General features: G+C 49.6%; 9 protein-coding genes. 3 read left to right on the top strand and 6 right to left on the bottom strand.

The annotated features are described in order from the left end of the window. Nucleotides 1–9: 9 nt before the first annotated feature. From LDL70_RS17685 to LDL70_RS17660, 6 genes are all read right to left on the bottom strand, one after another. Nucleotides 10–1,590, bottom strand: coding sequence for an arylsulfatase (locus LDL70_RS17685; protein ID WP_083647120.1), 1,581 nt, complete (start codon nt 1,588–1,590; stop codon nt 10–12). A 251-nt stretch (nt 1,591–1,841) separates the two neighbouring features. Further along, nucleotides 1,842–2,807 carry a formylglycine-generating enzyme family protein gene (locus LDL70_RS17680; protein ID WP_225688788.1) on the bottom strand — a complete coding sequence of 322 codons (966 nt, stop codon included), beginning with the start codon at nt 2,805–2,807 and terminating at the stop codon, nt 1,842–1,844. A gap of 101 nt (nt 2,808–2,908) precedes the next feature. Then, entirely contained in the window at nt 2,909–3,571 is a 663-nt protein-coding gene (locus tag LDL70_RS17675) for an NAD(P)-dependent oxidoreductase (RefSeq protein WP_225688786.1), read from the bottom strand. A 21-nt stretch (nt 3,572–3,592) separates the two neighbouring features. Then, the gene (locus LDL70_RS17670) at nt 3,593–4,972 is read right to left on the bottom strand and encodes a serine hydrolase (RefSeq protein WP_225688784.1); all 1,380 of its coding nucleotides are present in this window, start codon (nt 4,970–4,972) and stop codon (nt 3,593–3,595) included. A gap of 309 nt (nt 4,973–5,281) precedes the next feature. Beyond that, nucleotides 5,282–7,552 carry a TonB-dependent siderophore receptor gene (locus tag LDL70_RS17665; RefSeq protein WP_225688782.1) on the bottom strand — a complete coding sequence of 757 codons (2,271 nt, stop codon included), beginning with the start codon at nt 7,550–7,552 and terminating at the stop codon, nt 5,282–5,284. 269 nt (nt 7,553–7,821) lie between these two features. Next, nucleotides 7,822–9,360 carry a penicillin-binding protein 2 gene (locus tag LDL70_RS17660; protein WP_225688780.1) on the bottom strand — a complete coding sequence of 513 codons (1,539 nt, stop codon included), beginning with the start codon at nt 9,358–9,360 and terminating at the stop codon, nt 7,822–7,824. A 229-nt stretch (nt 9,361–9,589) separates the two neighbouring features. Between LDL70_RS17660 and LDL70_RS17655 the strand changes: the two genes are divergently transcribed. From LDL70_RS17655 to LDL70_RS17645, 3 genes are all read left to right on the top strand, one after another. Then, nucleotides 9,590–10,060 (top strand): Lrp/AsnC family transcriptional regulator, encoded by a 471-nt coding sequence (locus LDL70_RS17655; RefSeq protein WP_225688778.1) that lies wholly within the window; start codon nt 9,590–9,592, stop codon nt 10,058–10,060. A 120-nt stretch (nt 10,061–10,180) separates the two neighbouring features. After that, nucleotides 10,181–12,175, top strand: coding sequence for a BCCT family transporter (locus LDL70_RS17650; protein ID WP_225688776.1), 1,995 nt, complete (start codon nt 10,181–10,183; stop codon nt 12,173–12,175). Nucleotides 12,176–12,548: 373 nt separating this feature from the next. Continuing rightward, nucleotides 12,549–13,034, top strand: a complete 486-nt coding sequence (locus LDL70_RS17645; RefSeq protein WP_116088271.1) for a GNAT family N-acetyltransferase — start codon at nt 12,549–12,551, stop codon at nt 13,032–13,034. Nucleotides 13,035–13,107 lie beyond the last annotated feature (73 nt).

Raw genomic sequence — 13,107 nt, 5'->3', positions numbered from 1 at the left:
CGGGTAGTTCTAAGGATTGTTGGCCTGCATCAGTTGCTGAATCATAGCGTCAATATTGGCTTCCATACTTGGCTGACGCGGCGGATATTTTTTGAATGAGACGAAGAATTCCTGAACTTTTGCAATGGCAGGCGCAATCGTCCACGACCGGTTTTCCTGCCACTCATCAAAGCCGCGCGCCTGCTGGAAACGCTCAAACGGATCGAGCCTCAGATTGGTTATCACCGGGGAGGTCAGGTTGTCCTGAACGCCGTTGAACCATCTGTCCTGCTTCGTGAACAGGAATTTCCAGTCACCATGGCGCATGCCGTGGAATTTTGTTTCAGTGAAATAGAAGAATTCCTTCCGCTGACTTTCTCCCTCACCTTTAATCATTGCAGACTGATCATAACCATCGAGATGAACTTTATAGGTCTTGCCGCCAATCTTTTTACCGTCGAGTAGTTCCTTTTTAAGGTTTGGCTGCCCGAGTTGTGACATGATCGTCGGGATCCAGTCTTCCATCGTCATGAACTCGCCGGTTGTTTTTCCGGCGGGAATAACACCCGGCCATTTGACAGCAACCGGCACCCTGAAACCGCCTTCATAGCCGCCCAGACCCTTCTGCCCTCTGAAAGGTGTGTTACCGCCATCCGGCCAGCTGTTGGAAGCTGCACCATTATCGGTTGAGAACATAATCAGGGTATTATCGGCAACGCCCAGCTCGTCGAGCAATTTCATCAGTTCGCCGACATCATCGTCCATTTCCATTATGCCGTCGGCATAGAGACCGTATCCGCTTTTCCCTTCATATTCCGGCGAGAGATTGGTGCGGTAATGCATACGGGTAGTATTATGCCAGACGAAAAACGGCTTCTTCGCCTCCACCGCATCACTGATAAAACGCTTGGACTCTTTCAGCACATCGGCATCAAGTGTGCGTTGACGCTCGCGTCCAAAAGGGCCTTTGTCTTCAATCTTCTGCGTTCCGTCCGCATTTGCCCATGAATGAATAATACCACGCTGCGCAAATTGCTTGGCGACTTCCGGAACCTTTGGGAAATCATATTCCTCTTGATATTCACCGGCATTGAGGTGGTAGAGGATGCCATAAAATTCATCAAAACCATGCGCTGTTGGCAAATGGTCGTCACGGTCACCGAGATGGTTTTTACCAAACTGACCGGTAGCGTAACCAAGCGGTTTCAGCATTTCAGCGAGAGTGGGATCCTCTTTGCTGATACCCTGAGGCGTACCCGGCAATCCGACAGTTGCCAGCCCTACCCGTAGCGGATATTGCCCGGTGATAAATGCCGCACGGCCTGCAGTACAGGAGGCCTGAGCATAATGATCCATGAACAGCATGCCTTCATCGGCAATCCGGTCGATATTCGGCGTAGAGCCACCCATCATGCCTCTGTGATATGCGCTGAGATTCCAGATCCCGACATCATCGCCCCAGATGATGAGAATATTGGGCCTTGCCTGTTTTTCCTGTGCCTTTGCCTCCGAGACAAGGCTTAAAGACCGTGGCACAGCAAATTGTGCAGCTCCGGCCAGAGCAGATGTTGCGAGCAATGCACTGAATGACAAAAAGGTACGACGCTGCATGCTTATTCCCTCCTTGACTTGTGTTCGTGATGCAATTTCGTCGGGGCAGCAGGCGCTCACCATTTTACTCAACCGTTCAAAGCTTCCCCGTGCTTTCGCGATTGGCATCGGCCATGACTGATGGTGTGCCCCATAAAATATTTTCGTAAATTACAAATTTGGCTGTAAATCCAGAAGTACGTAACAGTAAATCCGGCGTTTTATGGCGTATGCATATGGGCGGGAAATGAGGGCAAAAGAGTAGTTTTTCTTCAGTCTGAGGGACGTTTTACACAACGGAAACCCACATGGCTTGTCGACGTATCCTCCGGCTCTGCATGCCGTGCAGCGGGACGATAGCGACGGCAATAATTCGGCGCACAAAGATGGGAACCACCCTTGATAACGCGTCTGGCGATCCGGATATTTGGTTGTTGCGGGTCATAGCTTAAAGCCGCTTCGCCGCCGCGCGGATTATAGGGAAGGCAGCAGGGGCTGGGCGCAGGTTCAGAATGCCTGTCGCTCCAATAATCCTTTGTCCACTCCCACACATTGCCGATCATGTCATAGGCACCATATCCGTTTGCAGGAAATGACCTGACAGGCGATGTCCGCTCATGCCCTGCTGGTTTGGTGCTGCTTGTCGGGAAGATGCCTTGCCATGTATTGGCCATTGCAATGCCATCGGGCATCAATTCATCGCCCCATGCATATTCTGTATCTTCAAGGCCACCTCTGGCTGCAAATTCAAATTCTGCCTCGGTCGGCAAATCAAGCCCTGCCCAGTCAGCATAGGCACACGCATCACAATAAGCGACATGAACCACGGGGTGATCCAGCTTGTCGCGGATATCACTCAGGTCACCCAGAGGTTTGCGCCAGTTTGCACCGAATTTGAACTGCCACCATTGGCTGATGTCACGTCCTGCAACCGTTGCCGGCGGAGTGAAAACGAGGGAACCCGCCCGCAACATTTCCGGAAGCGCCCCCGGATAATCCCGCGCATCCGGCACTTTTTCTGCCAAAGTCACATGGCCTGTTTCTTCAACAAAACGCGCAAATTGCCTGTTGGTTACAGGTGTTTGACTGATCCAAAAACCGTCAATTTTTACCGGATGCTTTGGTGCTTCTTCAGGATAGTGATCGTCTGACCCCATCACAAAAGTTCCGCCCGGTATCCAGATCATCTCCTCCAGAACCTCATCGATATTGTATTTTTTTGAGACTTCCAGACCCATTGCCACCCTCCGGAAAACATCACTCAAAACTACAGTTTTGATTATGCTTTCAGAAGTACGTAACGGTAAATCTATAGATGAAAACGGCAGACAATCAGAAATTAATTATGCCCGATAAACGGCATTTGCCGGACAAATGTCCTGTTTTCCAAACTATCCAGAATAAAAGCGGCAACCTCTTCAACTGTTATGAACCGAAGCTGCACATTGCGCGGTGTCCGGGTCAAAATATGTAATGGTTTTTTAGTCGTGCGGGAGCTGAAAGGTGCCGGACGAATGATTGTCCAATCGAGGCTGCTTTGCCCGATTATCGCTTCCTGAATGTCTTTATCTGCATATTGATGACGGGTAATGAACGGATAAATGAGGTAATTATAAAACCATCCGCCATGACCTTTGGTATCTCCTGCGCCAATCCCCGTTATTACAACAAGCCGGTTCACTCCTGCAGCCTGCATCACATCCACAAGCTCTCTGGTCACATCAGAAAAAAGCGTCGTTCTTCCGGTGTGATCAACACCAAGACATATAACCACGGCATCATGACCGGTAATATTTTGCTCTAAAAATGCTTTATCCGCAGGCGCTCCGACGGCTATATCGAGATTGAATCCCGCGACAACTTTGCGGGCATCCCGTGTCTGCGCTGTCACTTTGTGACCACGCGCAACACATCGCTGAACGAGTATTGAGCCTACTTTGCCCGAAGCTCCCAAAATAAACACCCGAAGCTTTTCCGGTTTTGTAACAGAGCTGCTCTTCATGGCTTATTATTCATCCTGACTTCAGTCCCCAACACGCAAAGCCGGCATGTTGCGCCCGTTCTGATGCAGGGTCAGCTTTGTAGCTTTTCCGTCTTCCACTGTGAAACTGATTTGTGCATCAACTTCACGCAGAAAGAATTTCGTATCGCTCTCCGGATAGGCTGCAAAACGCTGCTGACCGGTCAATTGCAGAAATAACTGCCCCTTTTCTTCGGTTATGCTCATAATCGCACCGGGGGCGAGCAGATACTGGCCGACATAAGCGGGCAGTTTTGCGGTATCAATCGCAACAGCAATGCGTATCGGAGGCTGGGGCAGCAGTTCTTGCCGCGCGTCCAGCAAATGAGCGCCGATATCATCAATACCCGTAATGCTCAGGCGATTGGACAAGACAATAACGCCATTGCCATTCTCACGGTCGAAACCGGCGAAACTTTCAAAGCCGCCTGTCCGGCCATTGTGCCAGACAATCGTACGGCGGGCGAGTTTGGAAATGACCGGACCAAGACCAATCTTACGCGCTTTCCCGCCAGCCGGTCGGCTATGTTCCGTGAGCAAAGCAAAGGCAGGTTTAAGCGGGGTTTCCGTTTGTCCTGAAGCTGCAGCTATGAATCTGGCAAGATCACTGGCCGAAGTGATGAGCGCACCAGCCGGTGCAAATGCATCAAAATCCCAATGACTCACCGGTTCCCCGCCCCGCCCATGACCTGTTGCCATATCCGGCAATGTATTACCGCTCAAAGCCAGCACGCTTTGTTTCATGCCCAGCGGATCAAGAATTTCCTGCTGCACCATCCGGGCATAAGAGCGGCCATCAATATGGGTAATCACCAGCCCCAGCAGTGCGGTACCGGCATTGGAATAAGAGAACTCCGTACCGATCGGCCGGTTCAGACGATATGTCGCCAGCCAATCGAAAAGACCCTGACTGCCATATCCGGTATAGGGATTATTAATATCCGCAGTCATCAGATCATCCGGCAAGCTCGGCAAACCGGATGTGTGCGTGGCAAGATCAAATGCTGTGATTGCCTTGCCCTTATAGGTCGGCAGAACAGTATTTGCCGGCAGATAATTGGCAATCGGGGCGTTGAGATCAATCCGCCCGTCCAGTACCAGTTGCGCCAACAGCAGATTGGTGAAAACCTTGGTAATTGAACCGGCTTCAAACAGAGTATTCTCATCCACCGGTCGCGGATCATTACGGCCAAACTGACCATGTGATACAAAGCGGGATCTGCCATTTTCGATCAAGGCAACAACAATGCCGGTCTGACTTCCATCAATACGGTCAGTCAGAATTTTCTTAACGTCATCATCAGAAGGCAGTGTCACTTCTTCAGCAAAGACCGGCACCAGCATCAGAGCTGTGGCCATAAATGCAGACAGAACGCGCTTCATATTTATCTCCAGTCACTGGTGTTCAAATCTGGAATAAAACTGCGAAGATATGGCGGGGAATTTACCCAAATTGGCCTTATAGAAGATGTTTTTCACAGGGCTGTTTTTCAGCCACGATGTTAGAGCATAATTCCTTAAACTTGGATCAGTTTGAAGTAAAACTATGCTCTCATTTTAAAGTGTTAGAGTGACCTTTGTGTGCCAAGTCTGGCACACGGCGCTCTAGTTCAGATATTTTCAATAAAAAAGCCGGAGCCGTGTATGACAACACCGCTCCGGCCTTCCTCGTTAATATCACACTGCGATGCTTTAGAAATCAAACGAAGCGGAAAGCATGAATGTACGCGGCGCTCCGGCCGAGATAAAACCACGGGCTGACGATGCCCAGTAATTTTCGTTGAGAACATTTTCAACGGTTGCTCTGAACTCTACCGGCTTGCCATTCTCACGGAGCATTGTGTAACGCGCGCCCAGATCAACGCGTGTCCAGTCCGGCACTTTCTGCAGGTTTTTCTGGTCATAATAAGTGCTGCCCGTATGCACAACACGGCCGGTCAGTGTCAGCCTCTCAACCCACGGCGTGTCATACTCACCATAGAGGCTGATGGCTGTTTTCGGAACACCCGGAACTCTGTTGCCGTTCGTTTCGGGGTTTCCTGTTTTCTCTAACTGGGCATCCATAAATGTAATACCACCCAGCAAACGAATACCGTCAACCGGCTCACCGAACACAGAGAGTTCCAGTCCGCGATTAACTTGAAGACCGTTCACCGCAAAATATTTTGCTGCATTCATGAATCCATTCGGCTGTCTGATCTCAAACAGAGCTGCGCTCAGCATCATATCGCCAAGATCATATTTGAGCCCGACTTCCTTCTGCTTGTTTACAACAGGAGGAAAGACATCATTCTTATTGTCAGCCCGTGACGGTGGCTGCGGCCCTTCAGTCAGTGCCTCAGCATAATTTGCATAAACCGACAGGCTGTCAGTCACATGTGCAACAGCAGCGACGGCGGGGCTGAATTTAGATTCTGTGTAATGGTAAGTCTGTTTACCAAACGGCACGTCCCGATCTGGACGTGTGTTGAAACTGCGCAAGTTCATATGCTGATAACGTCCGCCAAGCGTCAGCTGAAACCGATCATCCGCGAAAGACAGCGTGTCAGAAATCGCGATGCTGTTAGCGACCAGCTCAGAGAACGGATAGAGATTATCCGAGCGAGGCAGCCCGCTTATATCTACCCAGTTATCAGGCACATAGGCCGGATTGTAGATATTGATCGGGTATTTTTTGAAGCCCAGTTTTCCCGGATGGAAGCGACCGCGATGGTTCTCATTTTTCGCGCCACTCACCGAAATATTGAACTTATGGCCGACAGGACCGGTATCAAATTCGGAGCGGACACCAATCTCACCCGACAGTCCCTGAATCTGCTGCGGATTATAGCCAAACTCAGCTTCTGCATCGCCGTTCGAATTGAGAATTGTGTATGATGTAGACAGGAAATCCTCACGATAACGGCTGATACCACCGGCGGCATAGACAGTCGTATTGTCCAGAACATCAACCTCGACACGGGCAGCGGCCATATTGTGCTTGCTGTCATGATATTCAAACGGATTGGCTGTGTTAATCCGGCCATTCGGTGCATCCGGAATTACAACACCTTCTTCTACCGCATTAAACAGCGAAGTCGGCGCATCGATATTCTGTCGGGAATGATTGAGATCAAGCGAGGCACGTACCCGTTCACCGCGATAATCAAGCCCAAGTGACAAGACACCAACCTGAATGTCATTATGTTTCATCGCAGTCTCGCCGCCGCGATAGGAACCATTGAAGCGAATGCCCCATTCCCCGTCCGGTCCGAAACGACGACCAACATCAACATGCGACCATAATTGCGCATCGGACATATAGGTCGTTGTCAGGCGTGTCAGCGGCTCATCCGCAGCACGTTTTGGCACCAGATTGATTGTACCCCCGACGCGGCCGACACCGCCATTGACCAGAGCGCTTGGCCCTTTGAGCACCTCAACGCGTTCAATGCCCTCAAGATAGCTGCGACGCGGATTGGCAAGGTAGAAAAGTCCGTCATATGCAACATCCAGATTAGTCACAGAAAAACTACGGATGAAGAAAGAGTCACGCTCACTGAAAGTCGGTGCATCCTGACGCACGGACGGATCATTGAGTGTAATATCAGCGATCGATTTTGCCTGCTGGTTGCGGATCAGCCTGTCTGTATATCCGGTCAGGCTGAATGGTGTATCGCGAACAGACCGGTTTCCGAGTGTTCCGAGTTGCGCACCGGTGGCAACCTGCCCGCCGGCATATTCAGCCGGCGGTTGGCCTATAGTGCCGGTAGAAGGATGTCCCTGCCCCACCACCACAATTGTATCCAGTACTGTTGCACCAGTGGTATCGGAAACCTGTTGAGCCTGCTTTTGGCGCGGCACGCGATCAGTCTTGCCTGTTTCCTGAGCGAAAGCCGCCACAGCACTGATAGCAAGCAATGAGACACCGGCTAAAGCGGCACAACCGCGCTCATAGGTAACCAATTGATATCTGCCCCTCATTCCAATCCCCAAGTTTTCAAAAAATGTAAAAATTCAATGGTCATCATTGCTTGTCAGCAAAACCGACATGTCATAAGAACGCGCGCATTCGGTTTTGGGGTGTCATCACATCTGCCCAAACTTAGCCGTCTTAAAAACAATAATATTATCTGCGATATTAAACATGATTATATAAGTCAAGTTTATGCGCCCGTATTGTGCACACGCAGATCAGTTCTTGATGAAATATCCACACATTCCGAAAACACCTCTGCCCGATTAATGGCAGATCAGATGCCGATGCGTGGCTCCATGCCCAAAAAAGTGAATGTTTTCCGGATGATTTCACCCGCAACCGGCGCTGCGGTTACACCGGCCGTCTGTCCGCGCGTGGCAGATTTCGGAGCCGGATCATCAACGATAACCAGATAGACATATGTGGGATCGTCCATCGGCATGGCCGCTGCAAAAACATTGAAATTCCTGTTCTTTGCATAGCGGCCGTTGACCACCTTCTCAGCCGTACCGGTTTTTCCGCCGACATTCAGGCCGCTGATATTCGCACGGCGGCCGGAGCCTTTTTCCGCGCTTAAGCGATATAAATGCCGGACAATTGCACTTGTTCTTTCGGTGACAAGACGGCGGGCAGGCAAAGCGGAATGGTCGGAATCGCGCTTCAGGAGTGTCGGGGTAACGAGAACACCGCCGTTCAATATTCCGCCAATACCGGCGGCTGTTTGCAATGGTGTGGTTGCAAAACCATGACCGAAAGCTGCGGTAATCGATGTCGGCACAGACCAGTGCCGCGGCTCCATTGGTTTTGCTATTTCCGGCAGTTCCAGCGCCGCTCTCTCCAGCAGGCCGGAGCGGATAAGAAAGTTCCGGTGCCCTTCCACCCCGACAGAAAGCGCTTCCTGTGCGGAGCCGATATTGGAAGAAAACAGAAACACTTCCTCCAGCGTCAGTGGCCGTTTCTTGCCGAAATAATCACGCACAAGCTGATTACCGACCCTGATCGGATTGGTCGCGTCATAGATTGTATCAAGTCCGGCACCCGCATGCTCAACCGCCATCGCCGTTGTAAAGGTCTTAATGATAGACCCCATTTCCGAGGCACTGGCTGTTATACGGTTCAGGCGGTCAGCCAGATGTATCTCCGCAGGCGTATTGGGATCAAAATCCGGCAATGAAACCAGCCCTAAAATTTCACCTGTTTTAATATTGAGAATGAGACCACCGACACCCGCCGCGCCATATTTGACAAGCGCTTTCGACAATTCGTCATGCAATGCATGCTGCACACGTAAATCGATGGATGTCACAACCGGCGCAAAATGTTCAGGGACTGAGAAACCGGCATTGCGGATATCGGCAATGCCCTGCCCGTCGATCCATTTCTCCAGACCGGCAACACCGGTATTGTCAATATTGGTCAGGCCGACAATGTGCGAAGTGGTACGTCCGGCCGGATAGGCTCTTTGTAATTCGGTACGGAAGCCAATGCCGGGAATACCTTCTGCCATCAGCCTGCTTTTAACCGACGGCGTTAATTGCCGTGCAAGCCATATAAAACGGCGCTGCCCCGACAATTTCTTATAAAGCGTTTGCAGCGGAATCTCGGGAATGATGCGGTGCACTTTTTCTGCCACTTCATCAATATCCGTAATACGGCGGGGCTCCGCATAAAGTGAATATGCCTTGATATCTATCGCGAGGATTTTTCCGTTCCTGTCCAGAATAAGCGGCCTGTGCATGCCGACAGGAGACATTGCTGCATGTTCTGAAGCAGGTACAATCGTGCCGAAGTAAACCATCTTTGAAAACAGCACACAATAAATCGCCACGAACAATAATATCGCAAGTATATATCTGTTTGTATTATACGATTTCTTCATACACACACTAAAATTAATAATTAAAACTTCTTTGTCGGATTTTTTATTATTCACAAAAATTCACGAATGATTTCACATAGAAATAAATGATGTGATGGTATATTAGGGCTCGATAAGTCTCAATTCACCGCAATTTTCACTCACTTTCAGCGCGGATAATGCAATGCCCGATCAAAATAAGCTGGATGATTACGACAAATCGCTTCTCAGACTGCTTCAGGAAGATGCCTCAAGATCACAAAAAGAACTAGCCGAGCTTATTCATCTGTCACCCGCCGCCGTGCAGCGCCGCATCGCCAAACTTCAGAAAAAAGGCATCATCAAAAAATTTGCAGCCGTTGTTGATCCTGCTGCCGTCGGCCTGCCAGTGACCGTTATTGTCGAGGTCACGCTCAGCGACGAGCGGTCAGTGACGGTCGCTGCGGCCAAAAAAATGTTCAAAAATGCTGAGGAGATTCAACAATGTTATTGGGTTGCGGGCAGTGCAGGCCTGATCCTGATCATGACCGTTCCGACGACTGAAGAATATGAAAGCAGGACAGCGCAATTATTAGGAGAAAATCATCTCGTAAAATCTTACAGAACCATCGTTGTACTGGACAGAGTGAAAGTCGATCTGTCCCTTCCCTTGTAATAGTCTTCCTGTCATATTTATTAAATTCGCCTTATTCATAAAATGTCAGACTGACTTGATATTTACAGAGTTATTTTTTGTTTTCTTAAAAACATGAAACACTAACCTGCGAGAGTTTTCATGCCAGCAAAGTTCATTATAAACGCACCGGTATTTTTCGGATCCATCATTGTCATCGGTGTGTTTCTAGCAATCGGGATCGTGGTTCCCGATCAGGCTGCGAGTATTTTTACCCAGCTTCAGACCGTTATTCTCGCAAATTTCGGATGGTTCTACCTGCTATCCGTCGGCATTTTTCTGGTCAGCGTATTGCTTCTCTGTCTGGGACGGTACGGACGCCTCAAACTCGGCCCCGATGATTCAACACCTGATTTCAGCTTCCTCTCGTGGATTGCAATGCTTTTCGCTGCGGGTATGGGTATCGGGCTGATGTATTATGCCGTCGGCGAGCCGATGACGCATTTCATGGCACCGCCAACCGCAGAACCGCGCTCCATTGCAGCAACACGTGAAGCCATGGCGGTTACATTTTTCCATTGGGGAATTCACGCCTGGGCTATTTATGCCGTTGTCGGCCTGTCCCTTGCCTATTTCGGATATCGTTACAATCTGCCGCTCACCATCCGCTCCGGCCTTTATCCCCTGCTCAAAGAGCGGATTAACGGCCCGATAGGCCATGCGGTCGATATTTTCGCCATCGTCGGCACCATGTTTGGTATTGCAACCTCACTGGGACTTGGCGTTTCGCAGATTAATGCCGGACTTCACTATCTGATCGGCCTGCCAATCGGGTTGCAGGTTCAGCTGCCACTTATTATTGCAATCACGGCACTGGCAACGATTTCCGTTGCAACAGGTCTGGATAAAGGCGTGCGCATTCTCTCTGAGACCAACCTGCTGCTCGCTATTCTCCTGATGCTTTTTGTGCTGATTGTAGGGCCTACTGCAGAGCTTTTCCGTGATTTTGTGCAGAATATCGGCCTCTATCTCGATACAATCGTCCTGCGTACCTTCAATATTTATGCCTATGAACCAACACCGTGGGTCGATGCATGGACACTGTTCTACTGGGCATGGTGGATATCGTGGTCGCCTTTTGTCGGCATGTTTATTGCCCGTATTTCGCGTGGCCGCACGGTCAGGGAATTTGTGACAGCGGTGCTGTTTATCCCGGCCGGTTTCACATTCTTCTGGATGACCGTTTTCGGCAATTCGGCAATTCTTATTGATACGACAGTCGCCGGTGGCAAGTTAGGAGCAGAGATTGCTGCTGATGTCTCCGTCGGCCTGTTCCACTTCTTTGAATATTTGCCATGGACGACATTGACCTCGACTTTAGCGGTCATGCTGGTTGCCATTTTCTTTGTTACATCTTCGGATTCCGGCTCACTTGTTATTGATTCAATCGCTGCGGGCGGAGAGACCGAAACAACAACCGGACAGCGGGTTTTCTGGTGCACATTGGAAGGTGTGGTTGCTGCAAGTCTTCTGGTTGCAGGTGGTTTGGGAGCCTTGCAGGCTGTGACCATTGCAAGCGCCCTGCCATTCAGCATTGTTATGATCGCGCTTGTCTGGTCACTGTTTAAGGGGATGAAAGCCGACCTTGCACAACAAGCCGCCCATGCCGCAATTCCGGTTGCACCAAGTGCGCAACCAGCCTCAGGTCTCACATGGCAACGCCGATTGTCACTGATTTTGCATGCGCCAACCAAGCGTGAAGTTGCAACATTTATCGCAGGTCCCGCCAAGGATGCTTTGAATGCAGTTACCACCGAACTGAACAATCGCGGTCAGGAAACCGTTGTTGTTACAGAAGACAATGGTGCAATCGCACTGCGTTCCACGGCAGAAGGCACACGCGATTTCATCTACGGTATCATGCCCGTTGCCCAGCACATCCCTGCTTTTTCGACACTGGGGGTCGGCAAGCCAAATCTCCGTCATGAAGCACGGACATATTTCTCAAGCGGTGGCAGAGGCTATGATGTGATGGGCTTCACAAAAGAGCAGCTGATCGTGGATATTCTGGTGCAATTTGAAAGATATCTGGCTTTGGTTCATGCGCCGGAAACACAACTGGTACACAGCGCGCCGGAACATTCAGCGGATATGTAAATTTCCCACATGCTGAAGGCCGGATGAGGCCGTTAATACACACATAAAAGCACGCGTTGCTCCATATGGCAGCGCGTGTTTTGCGCATACCTCAAAAAACGACGCTTTAAGACTGATAAGTTCACTCAGAGATTTTATTTTAAATTGAAATTTATACTTAAAAAATCATCTTATTTATTTTCATTTTTACCTGTAAATAATCAAAAAGTGTTAGTTCAGCAGTACAAATTCAGACCATAAATTTTATACATTGACATATAATTATAGTTGTAAGATTTAAAGGCAGAACACTTTGCTGTTCATATTGTTGGCGGACAATTCGAAAACCGCGCCGGTTTAGTTAACCGGCTATTTCTCAAAACAGGACTTATCCATGAGTGAGATTACAATCTCGCGGGACTCCGAAATTTCATTTCGGCGTATATCTGCGTTAACTGTCGAAGATGTCTGTGATCTGAGTGAAACGCTTTCCGATGAGCATCGCGGCATGGTTGCCGACAATGGTACATCCATTGCCGCAGCACATTTTTCCGAAAATGCCTGGTTCCGTGCAATTTATGCTGACGATACACTGATCGGTTTCATAATGCTGCATATTGGCGCCGACCATGATGACGGAATTGACTGTCCGGGGGTCTTTTTATGGCGTTTTATGATCGCAACACCATTCCAGAAATTCGGCTTTGGCCGTCAGGCTATCGGGCTTTTAAAACGTGATATGAAGCTCAAAGGCTACAACGAGATTTTCACAAGCTACGGCACCGGAGAAGGTAGTCCGGAAGGTTTTTACACTCTTCTTGGCTTTGAAAAAACCGGTGATAGCTATGGTGATGAACTGGAAGCCGTGTTGAAATTCTAAATCAGACTACGGGCGTTAGCGATGACACACTAACGCCTGTTCTCTCAGCACTGATCCTTGTATTATCGAATTT

Source organism: Pseudochrobactrum sp. XF203 (genome assembly GCF_020341615.1).
GTDB classification, from domain to species: domain Bacteria; phylum Pseudomonadota; class Alphaproteobacteria; order Rhizobiales; family Rhizobiaceae; genus Pseudochrobactrum; species Pseudochrobactrum saccharolyticum.
This window is presented reverse-complemented; position numbering and strand designations above follow the sequence as displayed.